The sequence below is a fragment of the Streptomyces sp. NPDC018964 genome, assembly GCF_044390325.1.
In the GTDB taxonomy this organism is placed as follows: domain Bacteria; phylum Actinomycetota; class Actinomycetes; order Streptomycetales; family Streptomycetaceae; genus Streptomyces.
Window position 1 is genome coordinate 31,398 of the sequence record NZ_JBIRYZ010000001.1, and the last position, 21,639, is coordinate 53,036.

The following is a 21,639-nucleotide window of genomic DNA, read 5'->3' on the forward strand; positions in this document are numbered from 1 at the left end:
GCCCGGGCTTCTGTGCGAGGCAGGGGCTGGTGCGCCGGCCGTGCGGCGGACCGACGTACGCGGCCGCTGATCCGGTGTGTTCCGGAATCCGGCATGCGCGTTAGCGTGATCCCCTGCCCCATGGAGTGTCCATGGGCCGGGTCGGCCCGCATGAGGCTCTGCGACGGAGAGTGACGGAACTGCGATGAGTGAACTGACGAAGCCCGAGGTCGACGTCCCGGAGGGTGCCGCGCCTGCCGAGCTGACCGTCCGGGACCTGGTCGTCGGGGACGGGGCCGAGGTGAAGCCGGGCACGGTGGTCAGGGTCCACTACGTCGGGGTGACCTTCGAGACGGGGAAGGAGTTCGACTCCTCCTGGGAGCGTGACCAGCCGTTCAAGTTCGCCCTGGGCAGCGGCAGGGTCATCAAGGGCTGGGACCGGGGGTTGAGGGGGATGAAGGTCGGCGGTCGGCGCGAGATCGTCGTTCCCCCGCGTCTCGGCTACGGCAACCAGTCGCCCTCGCCGTTGATTCCGGCGGGCTCGACCCTGGTCTTCGTGGTGGACCTGCTCGACTCGTACTCCGCCGGCACAGGCGGCTGGAGCAACGCCCGCTGACCCGGACCGTTCCTGTTTCCGCGCCCTCGCCCCAGGCGTTCTCGTCAGGGATCCGCGCACCCGGATCGTCCGCCCACTCCGGCGCCCACGCCTTGAGTTCTTCGATCTGCCGGGAGGTGAGCCCGTACGCGGTGCGGTCCTCGTCCTCGTACCAGTCCGCGCCGACGAGCCGGTCCCGGAGGTCTTCGAGGCTGAAACAATGACGATCAGTCACAGCGGGGCGGCGCGATCGGTTGCGCACCGTTCTTGCCGCGGCTGGGGAGGACGGTGCTCGGCGACGGTGTGGCTGAGGGCTGCGATGCCGTCGGAGGACGGGCTGAGGATACGGAGTGCTGCTGTCCATGCGGTTTCGGAAGAGTGCTGTCATCGCGGTCGCGTGTGCCTTGGTCGCTGGTGTCTCGGGGGACCGCGCCGGCACCTCCGCGCCCGCGGGGGGACCCATGGAGGACCTCCTGAACGGCAGGGACTGGACTCACTTCGCCGGCGGGAAGCCCACGCGCACAGGGGTACGGATCACATCCCTCGACCGGCGCATCACACACCAGGACGGTACCGGCGGACAGCCGAACCCACCGGTGAACCTGCGCGGCCCCCACATGGTGTTCCGAGGGGATGTCCGGATCGAAGCCGGCCTGCGGCGCACGGATGACACGGATGCCTACCTGCATCTGTACGGTGAGACGCCGGTCGTCTACGACGAATGGCGCTACGAACGGCGCGGCGTGCGCATCGGCGTGGTCGACGGGAGGCTCCGGATCGACCGCTGGGACGGGGACTCCGACAGACCCGCGGCGACCCGGACCTTCGGGAGCGGCCTGGGGCGTGAAGTCCGCCTCGCCGTCGAAGTCCGCGCGGACAGGCTTGTGCTGGAGGCCGACGGCAGGGTCGTGGGAACCGTTCCCGCGCGGGACGTCTTCGGCAGTGGCCGCATCTGGTTCGGCGCGGACGCGGGAGCCCGCGGGAAGGGCTGGACCCTCAGCGATCTCCACGCGCGGTCCCTGGGAGGGGGCCGGATGTCCGTCGTGGACGCGCCTGACCTGCGAGTGCCCCGGTCCAGCGATGCGATGCGTGATCTGGCGGCGGTTCTCTCACGCCCGATCCGTATGGGAACCGCCCTGGCCGCGGGCCCCTTGCTGACCGACAGCGCCTACCGCCGGACGGCGGGTGAGGAGTTCTCCATGCTCACGCCGGAGAACGACTTCAAGCCGCAGTTCGTCCAGCCTCGACGCGGCGTGTTCGCGTTCGCGGAAGGCGATGCCTTGGTGGACTTCGCCGAGGCCAACAGGATGAAGGTGCACGCCCACACCCTCGTCTGGTTCGAAGCCCTGCCCGCATGGATGCGCGCCGAGATGACGCACGAGCAGCGCAGGCGCGTCATGGTGGAGCACATACGCGCGGTGGCGGGCCACTTCCGGGGGAAGGTGGCGGAATGGGACGTGGTGAACGAGCCCATGTCCGACGAGGACGAGGACTACTCCAACGGAAACCAGGGCGTGCGGCCTCAGTTGTGGTTCGACGCGATGGGTGAACAGTACATCGACATCGCCTTCCATGCTGCCCGCGAGGCCGACCCGCACGCGGTGCTGTACCTCAACGAGTACGGGGTGGAGGAGGACGGTCCACGCTGGGACGCCCTCTACGCGCTGCTGGTCCGGTTGAAGGAGCGGGGCGTTCCGATCGATGGCGTCGGTTTCCAGGACCACGAGTACGCCGTCGGCGACCGTACCGACCCCGAGGTCTTCCGACGCAAGGTCCGGGCTCTGGCCGGGCTCGGCCTGAAGGTCCGGGTCTCGGAGGCGGACGTCCTCGTCGACGAGGACGAAGAGGACATCCAGGCACGCCAGTTGGCGGGGAAACTCGCGGTCTGCGTCGAAGAACCCAACTGCACCTCGTTCTCGACCTGGGGTTTCACCGACAAGTACGGCTCCACGGCTGACCTGCGGCACTATCCCCCGAGTCCGGGAAACGCTCTTCCCTGGGACGCGACGTACGAGGCGAAACCCGCCTACTGGGCGCTGCGTGACGTCCTGGACGACGCTCGCCGCTCAGGTACTGAATAAGTACGGCGAACACCGCGAACGACCAGGTCGTACGTCCACCGGATCGACGTGCCGGTGCCGTCGGGCAGGAACGACCGCTCGCCGCGCACCCCGGAGACCGGTTTGGCCGGCACGTTGGTGAAGCCGCTCAGCTCATAGGCGAAGCCGTGCCCCTCCGCGGTCCCGGTAAGCCGCTCGTCGGCCTTGGAGCCGTCGGTGAACCAGGTTCCGCCTGCGGGCGCGGGCCGCTTTCCGCATCGCCGTCCTGCTCGGTTCCCGGGCCGGGGTCGTGCTCGGGCGGGCGGTCCCGCGGCACCAGGGCGGCCGGGCGTGCGGGTGTGCCTCGGCCGGGGTTCGGACCGGTCGCGGACGGGTTTTCCTCAGGGGGCGGCACCCGTCCGCGTGCCGGGTGTCACACGGACGGCGCCGGGGCCGGGGCGTACTCGAACCAGTCGAAGGCGACCGCGCCCTCGGTGGCGTACATGCCGATCACCCGGCCGGTGAAGCCGCAGGCGACCTCGGTGGACAGGTAGCGCCCGTCCAGTTCGGCGAGGGGCCGGGCGTCCGGGGCGTCGGGATCGTCGAGCCAGAAGGCGAGGGTGTCGGGGCCCGTGGTGCCGCCGTCGGTGAGTTCGGGCGACGCGGGTACGAGGCCGGCCGTCCGGATCGTCACGGTGAGGGCCAGCGGCCCGGCCGGAACGGGCCGACGGGCCACGGTCTGGCGCAGCGGTCCGATCCGGGCGACGACTCCTGCCTCCCCGTTCCCGACCTCCAGTTCGTAATGGTGGGCCTCGTCCAGGCGCACGCAGAGACCACCGCGTCCCGTACCCGGGTCGATCACGGTGGTGGCGCGGCAGTCGTGGTGCTGCTGGCGGCGGCCGACGAAGGTGTAGCCGGGGCGGTCGAGGGTGGGGCCGGTGGCGTTGAGGACCAGCCGGCCGGGGCGCTCGGTGAGCGACCAGGAACCCTCCGGGCGGGCGAACGGCGAGATCCAGTGCGGCGCGAGAGCGGGCCCGTCGAAGTCGTCGCGGGCGGGCGGGGCCGGAACGGGATGCCAGGCACCGCCCGGGGCCGCGTGGCTCTCGGGTACGGGTGCGACGACGGGCCAGCCGTCCTCGTCCCACTCCACGGGGGTCAGGAACGTCTCGCGGCCGAGCACGTGCACGTCGGGCGTGAAGCCGCGGGGGCGGACGCCGAGCAGCACCATCCACCAGCTGCCGTCGGGAGCCTCCACCAGGTCGGCGTGGCCGGTGTTCTGGATGGAGCGGGCGGTACCGCTGTGGGACAGCAGCGGGTTGGCGGGTGCGCCCTCCCAGGGGCCGCGTGGTGAGCGGCTGCGGGCGACGGACACGCTGTGGCCGCGTTCCGTGCCGCCTTCCGCGATCAGCAGGTACCACCAGTCGCCGATGCGGTAGAGGTGCGGCGCCTCGGGGTACTTGAGGCCGCTGCCCGACCAGGTGGCGAAGGGCCCCTCCAGCACCTCGCCCTCGACCGGGTCGATCCTGGCCATGTTGATGCCGCCTTCGGGGCCGGAGAAGGCGCACCAGCAGGTGCCGTCCTCCTCCCACGCCAGGTCGGGGTCGATCCCGGTCAGGTCGATCCACACCGGGTCGCTCCACGGGCCCTCGGGCCGCTCGGCCGAGACGACGAAGTTGCCGCCGCCGTCGATGTTGGTGTTGATGACCCAGTAACGGCCGTCGTGGTGGCGGATCGTGGGGGCGTAGAGGCCGCCGGACGCCTTGGCACCGGGGAGGGGCAGCGGCAGTTGCCCGGGCCGGTCGAGCACGTTGCCGATCTGCTTCCAGTGCACGAGGTCCTTGCTGTGGAAGAGCGGTAGTCCGGGGAAGTACTCGAAGCTGGAGCACACCAGGTAGTAGTCGTCACCGACCCGGCACACGCTCGGATCGGGGTGGAACCCGCTGATCACAGGGTTGTCGTAGAGGTGCACGTACACGTCTTCCCTTCGAGCCGCCGGGCGCCGTGGAAGCGAGTCTAAAGGGCCGTCCCGTCACCGCTGGTCGCACGTCGGTCGAGCCGCTCGTCCGGGGTCAGCGGGCCGGGCGGCAGGCCCTCCCGAGCACGGACGAGGCTCCTGTGCCGTCCGTTCGGTGCCGGCTGCGATCGCGGGATCGGTCACGTGGCCACGGCCCCGACGACCGCCGCTGTCATGGACGTCATCGGGGGGCGTGGCCGGAGCCGAGCCGATCGGCCGCCCCGGCGGAGGCGGGCGTGCGGGGTCCGGGTCCGCACGGTGGGCCGGGGTGGACGGGAGTCGGCGGTGGTGGGAGTCGGCGGTGGTGAACTGCCGTAGCGGTCCGAGGAGCGCTGCGAGACGACCCCGGGGTTGCGCGACGACCCCGGGTTCAGGAGCCGAGGCGCCTCAGGTCCGCCGCGAGTGAGCTGACGGCCGCGGGGTTGCGCGGGCTCTCGACGAGGTCGGCGTAGTCGAGGGTGAGGATCCGGTCGTTCTTGACGGCGGAGACGTTCGCGAGCGGCTCGTAGGACGTGAGGAACTTCCGCTTCTGTTCCGCGGTGGTGTCGCCGTAGTCGTTGATCACGATGACCTCGGGGTCGCGGGCGACGACCGTCTCCCAGCCCACGGTGGTCCAGCTGTCCTCGATGTCCTTCATGACGTGGTCGCCGCCGGCCTTGGTGATGATGTCGTGGGGTCCGGCGAAGGCGCCGGAGGTGAGCGGCTTGTCCTCCCCGCTGTCGTAGAGGAACACCCGCGGCCGGTCGGTGTCCTTCGGAGCCTTCGCCTGTGCTTCGGCCACCTGCTCCCGGAACGAGTCGATGAGGGTGTCGGCCCTTTCCTCGACGTCGAACACCTCGCCCAGGTTCCGCAGGTCCGTGTACAGCGCGTCGAGCGGTGGCATCACGCCGCGGGCCTTGCCCTGTCCGTTGCGGCACGACTCACTGAGCAGGTACGAGTCGACGCCCAGGCGTCGCAGCACGGCGGGTGTGAACCCCTCGCCCTCGTTGAAGCCGTAGTTCCAGCCCGCGAAGACCAGGTCGGCGCGGGCGTCCAGGACCAGCTCCTTGTTGATCCGTTCCTTCGAGAGCCACTCGGTCTTCCGGTAACCGTCCTTCCACGGCACTTTCGTGAGGTCTCCCTTGTCGTCGGGCATGACGTATCCGGCCATGTGGTCCTCGAGACCGAGGGCGAACATGATCTCGGTGATGCCCACGTCGTTGGTGACCACGCGCCGCGGAGCCCTCTCGAACGTCTTCTCCTCACCGCAGTTCTCGATCGTGACCGGATAGTGACTGTCGGACGCCCGGGCTCCGTCTCTCCTCCCCTCCTGCGACGAGACGTTCGCCCCGCAGCCGGTGACGGCGAGGGCCAGGACGAGGGCGAGGGCGGCGGGGCGTGCGCGGTTCGGCATGGGACGGTGACTCCTTCGAGGGGGCCGGAAGGGGGTTACGGGGAGGGGAGGCGGTCGAAGAGCAGCTGGACCGCGCCTGTTTCGGGGTGGAGGACGCGGTGCGCCCGGACGCCGAAGACGTCGGCCAGCAGGGCGGGCGTGAGGACGTCGTGGGGGGCGCCGGAAGCGACGGTCCGCCCGCCGTCGATGACGTGGAGGACGTCGCAGTGGAGCGCTGCGAGGTTGAGGTCGTGCAGCGCGGTGAGCACGGTCAGCCCGCTGGCCCTGACCAGGGACAGGACCTCCAACTGCTGGGCGATGTCCAGGTGGTTGGTGGGCTCGTCCAGCACCAGGACCCGGGGCCGCTGGGCGAGCGCGCGGGCGATCAGGACCCGCTGCTTCTCGCCGCCGGAGAGCGTGAGGAAGCCCCGGTCGGCCAGGTGGCCGGCGCCGACTCGTTCCAGTGCGGCGGCACACGTGCGCCGGTCCTCGTCGGTGTCCCGGGCCAGCGCCCCCTGGTGCGGCAGCCTGCCCATGGCCACGACCTCGGCCGCCGTGAAGTCGAACTCCGCGACCGCTTCCTGGGGAAGGGCGGCGAGCCGACGTGCGCTCTCGCGCGCGTCCATGGCCGACAGGTCGTCGCCGTCCAGGCGTACCGCACCGGCCGTGGGACGCAGCGCCCGGTAGACGCATCGCAACAGGGTCGACTTGCCGCTGCCGTTGGGCCCGACGAGTCCCACCACCTGGCCGCTGCCCACCCGCAGCGAGACGTCCTCCACCACCCGCGCACCGGAGATCTCCACGGTGACCGTGTCGATGTCGACCCGCATCACGCGCCTCCGAAGGTGTAGGCGCGGCGGCGCATGAGCAGCACGAAGCAGGGCACGCCGATCGCGGCCGTCAGTACGCCCAGCGGCAGTTCGGCGGGGGCGAGCACCACGCGCGACAGGATGTCGACCCAGACCAGCAGTACGGCACCGGCCGGGGGCGCGACGGCCAGCAGCCGGCGGTGGTCCGCCCCGACCAGCATCCGGGCGGCGTGCGGAACCATCAGGCCCACGAAGCCGATCGCCCCGCTGACCGCGACCACCGCCCCGGTGACGGCGGCGGTCGTGAGGAAGAGTTCCCTGCGCAGCCGCCCGGGGTCCACGCCCAGTGCGGCAGCGGTCTCGTCGCCCATCGCCAGGGCGTTCAGGCGCCGGGCCGACCATCCGAGGTGGACGAGGCCGCCCAGCACCGCGCCCGCGGCGATCGGTACGGAGGACCAGTTCGCGCCGCCCAGGCTGCCGAGCAGCCACATCATCGCGGAGCGGGCCGCTTCACCGTGTTCGGCGGCGAAGACCATGAACGTGGTCACGGCGGAGAATCCGTAGTACATCGCGGTACCGGTCAGCAGGAGGCGGAGCGGTGTCAGTCCCCGCGGGGTCCGGGCGATCGCGTACACCAGCGTCATGGCGGCGAGCGCGGAGAGGAACGCCGCCGTGGACAGCGCCCAGACACCGAGTGCGCCGAAGGCGCCGAAGATGAGCACGGCGTTGGCTCCCACGCCCGCGCCGGAGGAGATGCCGAGGACGAACGGGTCCGCGAGCGCGTTGCGGACCATGGCCTGGACGGCGACACCGACGGCTGCCAGACCGGCGCCGACGACCGCCGCGAGCACGGCGCGCGGGAAGCGCAGTTCCCACACGATGGTGTAGGAGGAGACCTCGTCCGGGGCGATGACCCCGCCGGTCAGCCCCGCCCAGAGGTAGTGCAGTGCCTCGCCCCACGAGAGCCCCGACGCCCCGATGCCCGCCCCGCAGACCAAGGAGACGGGGAGCGCGACGCACAGGCCGGTCACGAGCAGGGGCAACGGGACGCGCCGGGGTGGTGGGGGCCCGCCGCTCGTGGTGCGGTGCGGTACGGCGGGTATGCGGTCGCGGAGCGTGGCCACAGGCGGATCGCTTTCGCCTCGGGCCGTGCACCTACGTGATCGAAGGAGCGGCTCCGGGCGCAGGGCGCCGTACGCAGCGCCCTCTCGCAGTCCACGGCGATCGACAGGAGCTTCACCACCGCGGGTGATCGGGCTCACGGAACCCCGTACGGGACTCCGCCTACCGTTGCGGGTCAGCGCCGGACTTCGACCGGACTTCCCCCGCGGGGCGCTTGCAGCTTAGCGTGTGCCGCCGCGCTTCCTCCCCTGAGCCGGGCGCGGGTTCGCGCCACCGCGGCAGGGTCGTGCTCAGCGGGCGTCGGCCGTGCGCAGGGGCGGGGCGTGGACGGTGCGCTCGCCGGGACCGCCTGCGCGGGTCCCTGCGACGACGTCCCCGGTCGCGTCCGGGTCGTCGACCGGTCCGGGCCGGACGGGCCGGGCCGGCTGGATGGGCCGGACGGGCCGGGCGCCGGTGGTACGGCCTTCGGCGGAGGGCCGTACGACGACGGCGTCGGCCCGGTCGCAGACGTCGAGGCGGTCGGAGACGCATACCGGTGCCGCGGCGCGCAGGCGTTCGGTCCGGGCCGCGTGGTCGGCGCCGGTCGCTCCGGGGCCGCCGCGGCAGCAGTCGCGGCACACGACGACGCGGCACGGCACGGGGCCGGTCGCCGTTCCGGTCCGGGCGCCGTCGGTGTTCCGGTCCGGGCGCCGTCAGTCCGTCTCCTGGGCGTGCGGGGCCGTCGCGGGCGGATGGGTCGGACGGTCCCGTCCGCCGTCACGACCGGACACCACCACGACGACCAGCCCGACGACGACGGCTCCGACGGCGACCCGTCCCGCCACCCGCGCCCACCAGGCCGGGTGGGCCGCTCCCGCACCGGGGGAGCCCAGCCGTTCGGCCCGCCGGGCGGGTCTCAGCAGACGCAGCAACAGCAGCGCGGCGACCGGCAGTTGCAGCAGCCACAGCACGGTGCGCGGCCACTCCCCGTACCAGACGTTGGTCCCGTACAGCAGCGTGTGCCACACGCTCAGCACGTACACGACGATCACGAAGCGGTGCAGGCGCCGCCAGGTGTTCGCCCCGATGCGGTGCCGGACGTAGAACAGCAGCCCCAGCGGAACCGCCAGGTACAGGGCGCCCTGGCCGATCGGGATGGCGATCCGGCCGGTTCCGGAGTCGTACCAGCCCGGCACGAAGGTGTCCGCGAAGGCCACCCACAGCCGTTCCGCCCAGTCCACCTTGGTCTCGTAGCGGACGAGTTCCGCGGCGAACATCAGCGCGTGCGCGAACATCAGCGCCGTCGTGGTCAGGCTCGTGGTGCGGTGCCAGCGCTCCAGTGTCTGCCGGGAGACCGGCAGCCGGGCGGGGCGCGGCCCCGACAGCAGCAGGCCCAGCATGACCGTGCCCCACGCCCACAGCAGCCCCGACCAGCCGAACGCCTGGCTGAGCAGGTACATCCAGTAGGTGCCGGGGTCGTCCATGAACGGCATGACCGCGACGGTGTCCGAAGCACCCGACTCCATGCGCGCCCACAGGAGGGCGAAGACGAGCGCCGTGACCACCACCGCCGCGCCGGCGTCGGGCAGGGCGGAGCGCAGGTCGGCGCGGAGCGCGACGCGGTCGCCGGGAGGCCGTCGTCGTCCGGGCGGTGCCACCGCCCCGTCCTCGTCCGACCTCACGTCCGACGTCATCAAGGTCCTCCCGGGCACGGGCCATCGCGGCAGCGGTGCGCATGTGGCTTCGGACGACAAGTCTGGCTGAGGAGGCGGCGGACCACCGAGGCGGTATCCGGCCAGAGCCGCCGTCGCGAGGGGGAATCCCGCAGCGGTACGGCTGCGGGAGGACGCGGTCGCGCTCGGCGAGTGGGCCGCATGCGACGGACGCGGCGCGGTACCCGGTCGCCACTCGGAAAGGAGGACGCCATGGCGGTCTGCGAGGTGTGCGGGAACGACTACGCCCTGTCCTTCGAGGTGCACACGTTCGGTGGGGCGGTGCACACGTTCGACAGCCTGGAGTGCGCGGCCCACAGGCTGGCGCCGGTCTGTGACAACTGCCGGTGCAAGGTCCTCGGGCACGGACACCAGGTCGACGGGCAGTTCTTCTGCTGCGCCCACTGTGCTCGTTCGCGCGGTTACGAGGCCCTCACGGACAGCGCGTAGTCACGTGCGTACGTCCTTCCGGTCCGGTTCCGGGGAGCCCGTGCGCACCGGCACCGGTCCGTTCGCCGGGCGCGGGAGACCGCGGGTCCCCGTGTCCGGGGGCCCGGTGGCCTGCGGGGGGGGCTTCGCGGGCGTGTCCGTCCCCGGACCGCGTCCGGCGCCGGTGACGAGGACGGCCTTGCTGGTCGGGAGTCTCCCTCGGGTGCCGTGTTCCGGCACCCGGTGCGGCGGGTACTCGTGCGTGACTTCCGGTCTCCCCCACGCACGGGCCCCTCACCCGGGGCACCCGTCACCGGTCACGACATGCGCGCACCGTCGGCACGGAAGGTGGCATACCAGTGAGTACACGACGTGGCACGGCCCTGGTGACGGGAGCCTCCTCCGGCATCGGCGCCGCCTACGCCGGACGGCTGGCCTCCCACGGGTGGGACACCGTCCTCGTGGCCAGAAGGGCACAGCGGCTCGACGACCTCGCGCGGCGGCTGCGCGAGGCGACGGGCACCGCGGTGGAGACCCTCGTGGCCGATCTGTCCGAACCCGGTGACCTGGCGCGGGTGGCGCGGCGTGCGGCGGGCGACGACATCGGGTTCCTCCTCAACAACGCGGGGATCAACGGTTACGGTCCGTTCGCGGGACTCGAACCGGAACTCATGACGAAGATCCTCGACATCAACGTCCTCGCCGTCACCGCGCTCGCGCGGGCCGCGGTCCCGGCCATGCTGGAACGCGGGCGCGGAACCCTGGTCAACGTGGCCTCACAGCTGGCCTTCGCGGGCGCGCTGCCGCCGCGTCCGCTGCCCGAACGCGCGGTGTACGGCGGCACCAAGGGCTACGTGGTCACCTTCACCCGTACGCTCGCCGCCGAACTGGCCGGCACACCGCTGCGGATCCAGGTGCTGTGCCCCGGGCTGACCGCCACCGAGTTCCACCGGTCGCGCGGTGACGAGCCCGTGCCGGAGCGGGACCCGTCCGTGCACGAGGAAGGCGGCATGCCCGTGGACCAGGTCGTCGACGCGTCACTGGCCGCGCTGGACACCGGCGAGGTGGTGTGTGTGCCGGGGCTCGGGGACCCGGCCCTGATCGACGATCTGGCGGAGGCCGAACTGGCGATCCGCACGGCGGCCCGCCGGGGCGGGAGTCGGCCCGGCCCGCCCGCACGGGAGTGACCGCGTGCCGACGGGACCGGCGCGGGAGGGCCTGAACCGGCCGGAACCGGCCGCAGGCCGTCACGAGGCCGTAGCACGAGGCCGAGAGGCGGACGAGGCCGTAGCCGTGCTCGGTGAACCGCCGGGCCGGTTCGTGTCCGATCCCGGCGGAAGCGCCGGTGACCGGCGCGAGAGGCCGTGTGCCGGTCGTGCCGGCCGGATGACCCGTGGGCGGATCACCGGGACCCGGCAGCGGAAGTCGTGACGTCCGTGCCGGGCCGTGCCGGTCGCGAGGGCCGCCGCCACCACGGCGACGGCCCTCGTGATCATCAGCGGTGTCTTCGCGCGGGTCCGGTCAGGCGCGGGTCCAGCGCTGGTTGCTGCCGTTGGTGCAGGAGTAGAGCTGGATCAGGCTGCCGTTGGCGGATCCGGCGGCGTCGAGGCAGAGGCCGGACTGGACGCCGACGATGGATCCGTCGGAGTTGAGGCGCCACTTCTGGTTGTCGCCGCCCCAGCAGCTGTAGATCTGGACCTTGGTGCCGTTGCCGGTGCCGGCGGCGTCCAGGCACTTGTTGCCGTAGACCCTGAGCTCACCGGCGTCGGTGTACTCCCACTGCTGGTTGCTGTTGCCGTGGCAGTCCCACAGCTGGAGCTGGGTGCCGTCGGTGGTGCTGCTGCCGGGCACGTCCAGGCAGCGGCCCGAACCGACGCCCTTGATCGTGTCGCCGTCGGTGGGAGGCTCCGAGGTGTCGCCGCCGTTGAGCGCGTCGAGGACGGCGGTGTACGCGGGCTTCTTGCTGCCGTTGTTGTTGAACAGCAGCGGCGTGTCCCCCGACCGCCAGGAGTCGCTGTCGCGCACACCCCAGACGGTGACGCCGAGGCAGCGGGAGACGGCCAGGCAGTCGTTGACCACGTTGGCGTAGGTCGTGGACGAGGCGCCCTGGATGTCGAGTTCGGTGACGGCCACGTCGACGCCGAGGGCGGCGAAGTTCTGCAGGGTGGTGCGGAAGTTGCTGTTGTAGGGGCTGCCGCTGTTGAAGTGCGACTGGAAGCCGACGCAGTCGATCGGCACACCGCGCTGCTTGAAGTCACGCACCATGTTGTACATGGCCTGGGTCTTGGCCCAGGTCCAGTTCTCGACGTTGTAGTCGTTGTAGCAGAGCTTGGCGGACGGGTCGGCGGCGCGCGCGGTGCGGAAGGCGACCTCGATCCAGTCGTTGCCGGTGCGCTGCAGGTTGGAGTCGCGCCGGGCGCCCGAACTGCCGTCGGCGAAGGCCTCGTTCACGACGTCCCACTGCGCGATCTTGCCCTTGTAGTGGTTCATCACGCCGTTGATGTGGTTGATCATCGCCTGGCGCAGGGAGCTGCCGCTGAGGTTCTGCATCCAGCCGGGCTGCTGGGAGTGCCAGGCCAGGGTGTGACCGCGCACCTCCTTGCCGTTCTGCACCGCCCAGTTGTAGACGCGGTCGGCGGCGGAGAAGTTGAACTGGCCCGGCTGCGGTTCGGTGGCGTCGATCTTCATCTCGTTCTCGGCCGTCACCGAGTTGAACTCGCGGCTCGCGATCGACGTGTAGGCCGAGTCGCCGAGCTTGCCCGAGGCGATGGCGACGCCGAAGTAGCGGCCGCTCTGCGCCGCGGCGGCGCCGAGCGTGCTCTCGGCGGCCTGCGCGGACGGCGGCGCGACCAGTGCGGCGACCACACCGAGGACGCCGGCGACCAGTGCCAGCAGCAGAACGCGGACCTTCCGCCGGACTGCGGGTCTGGGAAGGGCATAAGAGCCCATTGCTGTGCCTCCAAAGTAGGGATGACGGGATGGCCGGACACCGCGGTCATGGGACCCGGGAGGATCTCAACCGGCACGGACGGGCCCGGCCGGCCGCCGGGTGACGTACGCCGGACGGCAGTGGTCTTCCGGCACGGACACGGTGATCCTCCATCGCGGCTCGGCCGGGAGACCGTCACTCGGCGTCGCGCACCTCTCCTGCTGCGCGGAGGGGCGGGATGCGTCGGTGCGAACCTCATCGGGACGAAGAACGGGGCGGCGCAGGTGCTTCGGTGTGCGGATCCGTCGTGCAGCCGTGCGCGGCTCTGCGGTGCGGCTCAGACTGCCCGGGACCAGCATTGTTCGATATCTCGTATTGCGATCGGTTTACCAGACAGGATGATTGAGGGGTTGACGGTGACTCGTCAACCCTTGCGGAAGAAAAGTTTCAACTTTCCATTCGAAACTTTCGATGCTCAGCCGAGGTGGGTGAACTCCTGGACCGGCTGGCCACACCGCGAACCACCTGGGGTTTCCTGATCAACGCGAGGACCCGTCACACCCCGAGGGAGGAAATGCTCGTGGAGATATCGGTGACAGACCTTGACCGGAGGGCCCCGCCTTCCTAGCTTGTGGCGTCACAGGACCGAGATCACTTCGAAACTTTCGAATCCCCTGTGTCGGCGCGGCTGCCGCTCCGCGGTTCATCGGCGGCACCCCCACCCCGCCCCCAAGGAGGCCCTCTGATGTGGTTCCGCTCCCCGTCCCCGGTCCGTCCAAGACGCTTACTGGGCGTCCTCGCGCCCCTGCTGCTGGTGGCCGCCTTCCTCGGCGCCCAGCCCGCCGAGGCCGCGACCGTGGACACCAACGCCTCGTACGTGCTGGTCAACCGCAACAGCGGCAAAGCCCTGGACGTCTACAACCTGGCGACCGGCGACGGTGCCCGCATCACCCAGTGGACCAGGAACGACCAGAACCAGCAGCAGTGGCAGTTCGTCGATTCCGGAGACGGCTACTACCGCCTCAAGTCCCGCCACTCGGGCAAGGTGCTGGACGTCCACAACTGGTCCACCGCGAACGGCGGCGCGATCGTCCAGTGGACCGACCTGAACGCCACCAACCAGCAGTGGCGGCTGGCCGACAGCTCGGACGGCTACGTGAGGCTCATCTCGCGCCACAGCGGCAAGGCCCTCGAAGTACAGGGCGCCTCCACCGCCGACAACGCGAACGTCGTCCAGTACGACGACTGGGGCGGCACCAACCAGCAGTGGCAGCTCGTCAAGGTCGGCGCCGACACCCCCGGCTCGTGCGACCTCCCGTCGGCCTACCGCTGGACGTCGACGGGCGCGCTGGCGCAGCCCAGGCAGGGGTGGGTCTCGCTCAAGGACTTCACCGTCGCCCCCTACAACGGCAAGCAGCTCGTCTACGCGACCACGCACGACACGGGGACGCGGTGGGGCTCGATGAACTTCGGCCTGTTCGGCAACTGGTCGGAGATGGCCTCGGCCGGTCAGAACGCGATGAACAGCTCGACGGTCGCACCCACGCTCTTCTACTTCGCACCGAAGAACATCTGGGTGCTCGCCTACCAGTGGGGCGGGACCGCCTTCTCCTACCGGACGTCGAGCGACCCCACCAACCCGAACGGCTGGTCGTCCGAGCGGGCGCTCTTCTCCGGGAGCATCTCCGGCTCCGGGACGGGTCCCATCGACCAGACGCTCATCGGTGACGGCACGAACATGTACCTGTTCTTCGCCGGCGACAACGGCAAGATCTACCGGGCCAGCATGCCGATCGGGAACTTCCCGGGCAGCTTCGGCTCGACCTCGACGGTGGTCATGAGCGATACGACGAACAACCTGTTCGAAGCCCCGCAGGTCTACAAGCTGCAGGGCCAGAACCGCTACCTCATGATCGTCGAGGCCATCGGCTCGCAGGGCCGCTACTTCCGCTCGTTCACTGCCACCAGTCTGAACGGCTCCTGGACACCCCAGGCCGCGACCGAGAGCAATCCCTTCGCCGGCAAGGCCAACAGCGGCGCCACCTGGACCAACGACATCAGTCACGGCGAACTGATCCGCACCAGCCCCGATCAGACCATGACCGTCGATCCCTGCAACCTGCAGTTGCTCTACCAGGGACGCAGCCCCAACTCCGGCGGCGACTACGGCCTCCTGCCCTACCGTCCCGGCCTGCTGACCCTGCGGCGCTGACGGCACGACGGGGTCCGGCTCCGAGGGAGGCGGTGTGACGGGCCCGGCGGACGATCGCCTCGGACCGGTGCCGACCGCGCGTCGACCCGCCTGACGGGTCACCACACGAGCGCGGGCGGCCACGAGGCGGTCGTCCGCCGGCCCGACTGACACCGGCAAGGCCGACGAGCGCCGGAGGACGACTGCGGGTTCCATTGTCGTCCGTGGCCGCCCGGCCGGTTGTACGCCGTCGGCCGCGGCACCGCCGGACTCCTCGTTCCGCGCCTCGGTCGGCATCCGTGGGGCCGACCGGATGCCGGCCGGTCCCGCGGAGGAGCCCGTCCCGCGGGGCGGGCTCCGGCTTCGTCGGCGACGGACGGCCCGGCGACGGCCGGGAGCGGCTCGGTCAGGTGGGTCCGGTGCTCGTGCGGGCCTGCGGGGACGCCTTCCGGTCCCGGTCCGGCGCCGGTTCGGGTGGTCCCGGCAGCCCGGCGAGACCGGCCGCCGGCGGATCGTCGCCGGGGGCCGGGCCGGTGCTCTCGCCGAGGAAGCCGCCCGACTGGTGCTGCCACAGTTTGGCGTAGGCGCCGTCCGCCGCGAGCAGTTCCTTGTGGGTGCCCTGCTCGACGACGCGTCCGCGGTCGAGGACGACGAGACGGTCCATGCCGGCGACGGTGCTCAGGCGGTGGGCGACCACGAGGGCCGTGCGTCCCTCCATCAACCGCCACAGGGCGTCCTGGACGAGGAGCTCGCTCTCCGAGTCCAGCGCGCTGGTCGCCTCGTCCAGCAGCAGGACCGGGGCGTCGCGCAGGATGGCCCTGGCGAGGGCGACGCGCTGGCGCTGGCCGCCCGAGAGTTTGACTCCCCGCTCCCCCACCAGGGTGGCGAAGCCGTCGGGGAGCTGGTCGGCGAACTCCGTGACGTGCGCGGCCGCGGCCGCCGCGTGGATCTCCTCGTCGGTGGCGCCGGGCCGGGCGAAGGCGATGTTGTCCCGCAGGCTGCGGTGGAACATGGCGGGTTCCTGCGGGACGTAGGCGATCAGTGAGCGCAGGTCGTTCTGGCGCAGCAGGCTGATGTCCTGACCGCCGATCAGGACGCGTCCGCCGTGGATGTCCGACATCCGCAGCAGGAGCCGGGTGAGCGTGGTCTTGCCGCCGCCGGACCTGCCGACCAGGCCGATCCGTGCGCCCGCGGGCACCTCCAGGTCGAGTCCCCGGAAGATCGGCTCCGCACCCGCGTGGGCGAAGGTCACCGCTTCGAAGCGGATGCCGGTGTCCCGCGGTGCGAGCGGTTCGGGTTCCGCCGGGTCCAGCACGGTGGGCGGATCCAGCAGCAGTTCCGTGAACTGCGCGGCCTCGGTCATCGAGCTCTCCAGACGCCGGTAGATCTGGTTGAACTCGAACATGATCTGGGTGGCGTTGGAGTAGTAGGTGAAGGCGACGACGATCTCCTCCACTCCTTGTCCCGGGCCCCCGAGGGCGATGGCGACCAGCAGTCCCAGCACGTTGGTCAGCACGGACATGGGGGCGATCAGGGTGTCGACGCGCAGATTGCCGTAGTCCCACGACTTCAGCGTCAGGCGCCGGGAGTCCGCGACGCGACTGCGGTGTTCGTCGGCCTCCCGCCGCTCGGCCGCGAACGCCCGGATGGTCTCCATGTTGGCGAGGCTGTCGGCGACGTGGCCGGAGACCCGGGCGATCGCCGCCTCACGGTCGTTGACCAGCCTCTGCCGGCGGCGGATCAGCGGCGTCGCGGCCACCACGGTCAGCGCGATCATCACGAGGAGGCCGACGACGAGCATCGGTTCGTAGTGCCAGAGCACCACGGCACCGAACACGAGGGGGACGAGGCTGCCCACGATCCGGTACGTCAGCGTGTCGACGAAGTCCTCGAAGCGTTTGCCGAAACTCAGCACCCGTTTGGTCAGGGAGCCGGCGAAGTTGTCGTGGAAGAACGCGGCGTCCTGGGCGAGGAGTTCGTCCATGCCGCTCACGTAGAGGTGTTCCATGCCGAGGGCGTCCACGCGGTTCAGGCAGTGCAGCCCGATCCGCCACACGGTCTCGGCGAGCAGCAGCACCACGCCGAAACCCAGCACGTACGGCAGCGCCGAAGCGAAGGTGAGACCGCCGTCGTCGGCGGCCTGCCCCGCCAGTTTGGCGATCAGCAGGGGGGCGACGTAGCGGATTCCGATGTTGCCCACGGCCGGCAGCAACAGCGCGGGCAGGGCCAGCCGTCGCAGTCTCAGCAGTTCCCGGCCGTAGCGGCGCAGCGCGAGAACGACCGCGCTCCTGCCCGGCGTCGGCCTCTGCGTATCTGTTGTCGCCATCACACTCCCGGAGGTCGGAGTTCGGAAGTCTTCCGTTGAAAGGCGGCGCCGGTCCAGGCATTTACCACGTACGGGTGAGAACCGGGCACCGGCCGCCGCTCGCCACCTCCAGCGACTGCCGAACGGGGCACACGGGTCGGGTCGGCGACGACCTCACCCCCGGCCTCGCCGGCGCCGTCGGTGAACAGGACGCCTTACCGGCGTGGTGCTCGGCGCCGCCTTCGTGCCGGACGAGGCACCGTTCCCTCTCCCCTCGGGCGCCAGGACCGCGGACACCGCGAGGGCGAGGACCGCACCGGAGACGGTTCTGTCGCATATCGACTCGCCCACCGCGCGTGTCCCCTTCCGGCCGCGCCGGCGTGCGTCGCCCGCAGGCAGGTGCCGGCGCCCTCCCCCTTCCCGGTCGGCGATCCGAAGGGGAGCCCGACGACGCGCACCTGGCCGCCGGGTTCCGTGCGCGGGGCCTCGGCCAGGCGTGTGGACCGGAAGAAATCCGCGAAGACGGTGCGTACTCCCGCTTCGCGCACGGCTTCGGTGAGCGAGCGCAGGCCGGAGGAGCCGGATGAGGCCAGGGGGTGCCGCCTGGGGCGGCCGCGCCGATCGCTTGGAAGCCGAAGCGGCCGGCGAGGCAGCCGATGACGTGGCGGTTGGCGGCCGGGGTGCGTTCGCCGCCGGGCGTACAGGGTTTCTTCGTCCGGGCGGGGGATTCGGCGAGTTGCGCGTCGTAGCGTTCGGCGTCACCCCGGACCGCTTCCCACCCAGGCCCGGCAACCGGCCTCGGACACCGGCAACTCCCGCAACTATCGCACATGAAAACCGTTGTCGTATGCTGGTGGCGTCCCGGCGCGGCATCACGGCCGACGGCCTCCGACCCGGCCGGTGCGCTCCCCTGCCCGCCTGCGGCACGTTCCGTGCCGCCGGACCGTCCCGACCGAGAGGAACCCCCCATGGCCGTACCCAAGCGCAAGATGTCCCGCAGCAATACCCGCCACCGCCGCGCCCAGTGGAAGGCGAGTGCCCCGAACCTGGTGCCGGTCACGGTGGACGGTGTGACCCACCGGGTTCCGCAGCACCTCGTGCCCGCCTACCGGCGGGGCCTGCTGCGCCCGGAGGGCTGACGCCGACGCCCTCGCGGCGTCGGCCCGACGCCGCGCCGCCGGGCGTCCCCGGCGCCGGGCCGGGTCCGGGAGTTCCACGCCGGACACGTCACAGAGGCCGGGGGCACCACACGGACGTGACGGGCCCGTGGGCCGCTTCGAGCCGTCCGGGACCGGGTACGCCGACGTCCCCCACGCGCGGGAGCCGGTGCTCATCGGTACCGGCCCGCAACGGCAGGACCCGCGCGCCCCTCTCCGCACGGCTGATGGCCGACGGCCGGCAGGCGCCCGCCGATGCCCTCTTCCCTCCTCGGGACACCGGCGGGTCCGCGCTCCCGGGCACGGTCACGAGGGCGTGACGGCGGCCGTCCGGCCCGGGCACGGGGCCGTCCGGGACCGCCCCCGCGGTGCCCGGACGGTCCTCATGAGCGACGGGAGACACACTCATGCACGGAAGGGCCCGCGGCGCGTGGCGCACGACCCCGCAGCGAGCCGCAGTCCTCGACGCCCTGCGCGCCCGCGACGTCTTCGTCTCGGCGCAGGGCCTGCACACGGCCCTGGTCGCGGACGGTACGGCGGTGGGACTGTCCACCGTCTACCGCACCCTCCGGCTGCTGGAGGCGGCCGGGCACGTCGACGTGGTGCGGGACGGCGACGGCGAACGCCTCTACCGGCCCAGGCCGGACGGCGGCCACCGCCATTACCTCGTCTGCCGGGAGTGCGGCCTCGGCCTGGCCGTCGACTCCGAGGAAGTCGAGGAGTGGGTGGTGAGGGTCGCGCGCGACATCGGATTCCACGCCGTGGACCACACCGTCGAACTGACGGGTGTGTGCGACGGCTGCCGCCCCGGGCCGGCGGACCACCGGACGGACTTCTGACCGGCGGTGCGCTCTCCCGGTGCGGCCGCCGGCGGACCGGGAGAGCGCACCGGCGGACGCCTACGACATGCTCAGCTCCGCCGCACCGTCCGCCGCCAGTTCCTCGGTGACGCGTGCGGGATCGAGCACGTCCGCGGCGAAGTGCACACCGGGAGCGATCACCCCGTCGAGCGTCCGGAGAGCGGCGACGGCCGCGAGGAACCCGCTCAGTTCGTAGGAGTCCGCGGCACGCAGGACGAGGCTCGCGACCGGCCGGCCGTCCCCGGCTCCGTCCCTGAGGTGGAACTCCTGTCCGTACCAGGCCCCGTGGCGCCGCACGTCCTCATCGGCCGCCGCGACCAGCCCGGCGGTCTCCGCGCTGTCCAGGGCCCACGCCATGGCCAGTTCCTCGGCCAGGCGCCCACCACCGAAGACGGTGTACCAGCGCACTTGTCCGATGCCCGTGGCGCGGGCCAGCCGGACGGCCTCGGTGGACAGGTAGGGGAAGGCGTCGACGGGGGCGGGGAAGGCGTCGAGCCGCAGCCCCCGGCGGGGCGACAGGGCGCGCTCCCGGACGCGGTCCCGCTGCCAGACCGCCGCCGGAGTGCCGTGTTCCGGCCCTCGGCCGAGCAGTACGTCGCCGGCCGCCGCCGGCGTGAGCGGCGCGACACCGCCCAGGTAGGCGTCCAGTGCCGTGGCGCCGGGGGTACGGGCGGCGAGGGCGCGGGGCAGCAGCGACGACAGGCCCGGCAGCGCGCCGGCGGACAGCACGGCCACCCGTCCTGCGGCCGCCCACCGTCCGGCACCCCCGTCGGTGGCGAGCAGGTGGTGGACCGGGTCGTCACCGGCCGCGTCGACGTAGTCGGCACCGCCGCGCAGCGCGGACCGCGCGACCGTGTCGAGGACCCGGTACGACGGCCCCGCGCAGTTGACGACGAGCCGGCAGTCCGCCGTGAAGCGGTCCAATGCCTCCGCGTCGGCCAGGTCGACGGCGCGGGCGCTCACGTCCGGGCCTCCTTCGGGGAGGCCCGCGATCAGTTCCTCGGCCCGGCCCGGATCGCGGCCGGCCACCAGCAACGGGCCGGCCCCCGCCCGGTGGAGCCGTCGTACGACGGCGCCGCCGACCGCTCCGTAGCCGCCCAGCACGCCGACGGTTCCCGTGTGTCGCACGGTTTTCCTCGTCATTCCCTATCTAACCCCTTCTTGAAAATGATAACTATTATCGTAATTACTGATCGGCACGACATGGGAGAAGTGACCGACGATGTACGACGTGATCGTGGTGGGCGGAGGCCCCGCGGGTCTCAACGCGGCGCTGGTCTCCGGACGTCAGCGCAGGCGGGTCCTCCTGTTGGACTCGGGCCGCCCGCGCAACGCGCCCGCGGCGCGGATGCACATGTTCCTCAGCCGTGACGGCTTCCCGCCCGCCGAGCTGCGCCGCATAGGCCGGGAGCAGCTCGGCACCTACCCGAACGTGGAGGTACGGGAGGCCACCGTCACGTCCGCCGCCCCCGAACCGCCGGGCTTCGCCCTGACGCTGGCCGACGGCACGGTGGAGCGCGCCCGCAAACTCGTCCTCGCCACGGGGCAGGTCGACGTGCTCGACGAGCGGATCGAGGGACTGTCCGCGTTGTTCGGCCGGGGGGTGTACCACTGTCCCTTCTGCCACGGCTGGGAGACGAGCGGGATGAGCCTGGCCGTCCTGGGGCACGAACTGCCGCAGGTCATGCAGGCCCTCTACGTCGCCGACCGGTTCAGCGGGGACGTGATCGTGTGCACCGACGGGCACCCGGTGCCCGAGCAGGCCGCGGGCCGGCTCGCCGAGGCCGGGATCGCCGTGGAGGAGACGGCCGTGACCCGCGTCGAGGGCGAGGAGGGTGCCGTCCGCCTGGTCCTGGCCGACGGGCGGGTGCTCGAGCGGCAGGGCGTCTACCACCGGGCGCCCACCCGTCAGCACTCCCCGCTGGCCGAGGAGTTGGGGTGCGTGATCCTCCCGGACGGCTGTGTGCGGGTGGACGAGTTCCAGCGCACGTCCGTGGCCGGGGTGTACGCGGCCGGCGACACCGCCCGTCTGGAGGCTCTGCCGGACGCCCTCACCTTCGTGATCACCGGTGCCGCCGACGGCGCCCGTGCCGCGGTCTGGCTGGACCAGGAGCTCTTCCGTGAGGACGCCGGCCTGAACGGCTGAC

At 71.8% G+C, this 21,639-nt stretch carries 17 protein-coding genes and 1 riboswitch; of the genes, 8 read left to right on the top strand and 9 right to left on the bottom strand.

The features are described 5' to 3' along the window. The first annotated feature begins 184 nt into the window (after nucleotides 1–184). Together ACH5AO_RS00180 and ACH5AO_RS00185 are read left to right on the top strand one after the other, a co-directional pair. Nucleotides 185–595: an FKBP-type peptidyl-prolyl cis-trans isomerase gene (locus ACH5AO_RS00180; RefSeq protein WP_398920148.1), complete on the top strand. Its 411-nt coding sequence runs from the start codon at nucleotides 185–187 to the stop codon at nucleotides 593–595. Nucleotides 596–1,191: 596 nt separating this feature from the next. Further along, a complete protein-coding gene (locus ACH5AO_RS00185; RefSeq protein ID WP_398920150.1) occupies nucleotides 1,192–2,655 on the top strand; it encodes an endo-1,4-beta-xylanase in 1,464 nt (487 codons plus the stop codon). Between the two features lie 391 nt (nucleotides 2,656–3,046). Here the strand turns inward: ACH5AO_RS00185 and ACH5AO_RS00190 are convergent, their stop codons facing one another. From ACH5AO_RS00190 to ACH5AO_RS00215, 6 genes are all read right to left on the bottom strand, one after another. Continuing rightward, nucleotides 3,047–4,582 carry a glycoside hydrolase family 43 protein gene (locus ACH5AO_RS00190; protein ID WP_398921059.1) on the bottom strand — a complete coding sequence of 512 codons (1,536 nt, stop codon included), beginning with the start codon at nucleotides 4,580–4,582 and terminating at the stop codon, nucleotides 3,047–3,049. Nucleotides 4,583–4,997: 415 nt separating this feature from the next. Next, on the bottom strand, nucleotides 4,998–6,020 hold the full coding sequence (locus ACH5AO_RS00195) for an ABC transporter substrate-binding protein (protein ID WP_398920151.1): 1,023 nt from the start codon (nucleotides 6,018–6,020) through the stop codon (nucleotides 4,998–5,000). Between the two features lie 35 nt (nucleotides 6,021–6,055). Further along, nucleotides 6,056–6,829, bottom strand: coding sequence for an ABC transporter ATP-binding protein (locus ACH5AO_RS00200; protein ID WP_398920153.1), 774 nt, complete (start codon nucleotides 6,827–6,829; stop codon nucleotides 6,056–6,058). Continuing rightward, a complete protein-coding gene (locus tag ACH5AO_RS00205; RefSeq protein ID WP_398920155.1) occupies nucleotides 6,829–7,932 on the bottom strand; it encodes a FecCD family ABC transporter permease in 1,104 nt (367 codons plus the stop codon). Before ACH5AO_RS00205 ends, ACH5AO_RS00200 begins: the two co-directional genes overlap by 1 nt. Before the next feature lie 122 nt (nucleotides 7,933–8,054). After that, a riboswitch (cobalamin riboswitch) is annotated at nucleotides 8,055–8,134 on the bottom strand. Between the two features lie 86 nt (nucleotides 8,135–8,220). After that, entirely contained in the window at nucleotides 8,221–8,568 is a 348-nt protein-coding gene (locus ACH5AO_RS00210; protein ID WP_398920156.1) for a (2Fe-2S) ferredoxin domain-containing protein, read from the bottom strand. 54 nt (nucleotides 8,569–8,622) lie between these two features. Further along, nucleotides 8,623–9,603: a ferric reductase-like transmembrane domain-containing protein gene (locus ACH5AO_RS00215; protein ID WP_398920158.1), complete on the bottom strand. Its 981-nt coding sequence runs from the start codon at nucleotides 9,601–9,603 to the stop codon at nucleotides 8,623–8,625. A 231-nt stretch (nucleotides 9,604–9,834) separates the two neighbouring features. On the opposite strand from ACH5AO_RS00215, the gene ACH5AO_RS00220 reads away from it, so the two are divergent. After that, entirely contained in the window at nucleotides 9,835–10,071 is a 237-nt protein-coding gene (locus ACH5AO_RS00220; RefSeq protein WP_398920160.1) for a hypothetical protein, read from the top strand. Nucleotides 10,072–10,409: 338 nt separating this feature from the next. After that, complete coding sequence (locus ACH5AO_RS00225) at nucleotides 10,410–11,237, top strand: SDR family NAD(P)-dependent oxidoreductase (RefSeq protein WP_398920161.1); 828 nt, start codon at nucleotides 10,410–10,412, stop codon at nucleotides 11,235–11,237. A gap of 334 nt (nucleotides 11,238–11,571) precedes the next feature. On the opposite strand, the gene ACH5AO_RS00230 is transcribed toward ACH5AO_RS00225, so the two are convergent. Beyond that, a complete protein-coding gene (locus ACH5AO_RS00230) occupies nucleotides 11,572–12,999 on the bottom strand; it encodes an endo-1,4-beta-xylanase (RefSeq protein ID WP_398920163.1) in 1,428 nt (475 codons plus the stop codon). Between the two features lie 725 nt (nucleotides 13,000–13,724). Here ACH5AO_RS00230 and ACH5AO_RS00235 point away from each other — a divergent pair. Next, nucleotides 13,725–15,191, top strand: a complete 1,467-nt coding sequence (locus ACH5AO_RS00235; RefSeq protein ID WP_398920166.1) for a non-reducing end alpha-L-arabinofuranosidase family hydrolase — start codon at nucleotides 13,725–13,727, stop codon at nucleotides 15,189–15,191. A 385-nt stretch (nucleotides 15,192–15,576) separates the two neighbouring features. Here ACH5AO_RS00235 and ACH5AO_RS00240 read toward each other — a convergent pair whose 3' ends face one another. Beyond that, a complete protein-coding gene (locus ACH5AO_RS00240) occupies nucleotides 15,577–17,496 on the bottom strand; it encodes an ABC transporter ATP-binding protein (RefSeq protein WP_398920168.1) in 1,920 nt (639 codons plus the stop codon). Between the two features lie 947 nt (nucleotides 17,497–18,443). On the opposite strand from ACH5AO_RS00240, the gene rpmF reads away from it, so the two are divergent. Both rpmF and ACH5AO_RS00250 read left to right on the top strand, forming a co-directional pair. Continuing rightward, nucleotides 18,444–18,614 (top strand): 50S ribosomal protein L32, encoded by a 171-nt coding sequence (rpmF, locus tag ACH5AO_RS00245; RefSeq protein WP_398920170.1) that lies wholly within the window; start codon nucleotides 18,444–18,446, stop codon nucleotides 18,612–18,614. 425 nt (nucleotides 18,615–19,039) lie between these two features. Next, the gene (locus ACH5AO_RS00250) at nucleotides 19,040–19,471 is read left to right on the top strand and encodes a Fur family transcriptional regulator (RefSeq protein WP_398920172.1); all 432 of its coding nucleotides are present in this window, start codon (nucleotides 19,040–19,042) and stop codon (nucleotides 19,469–19,471) included. A 60-nt stretch (nucleotides 19,472–19,531) separates the two neighbouring features. On the opposite strand, the gene ACH5AO_RS00255 is transcribed toward ACH5AO_RS00250, so the two are convergent. Then, the gene (locus ACH5AO_RS00255) at nucleotides 19,532–20,620 is read right to left on the bottom strand and encodes a saccharopine dehydrogenase NADP-binding domain-containing protein (RefSeq protein WP_398920173.1); all 1,089 of its coding nucleotides are present in this window, start codon (nucleotides 20,618–20,620) and stop codon (nucleotides 19,532–19,534) included. 94 nt (nucleotides 20,621–20,714) lie between these two features. Here ACH5AO_RS00255 and ACH5AO_RS00260 point away from each other — a divergent pair, with 94 nt between their 5' ends. Then, nucleotides 20,715–21,638: an NAD(P)/FAD-dependent oxidoreductase gene (locus ACH5AO_RS00260; RefSeq protein WP_398920175.1), complete on the top strand. Its 924-nt coding sequence runs from the start codon at nucleotides 20,715–20,717 to the stop codon at nucleotides 21,636–21,638. Nucleotide 21,639 lies beyond the last annotated feature (1 nt).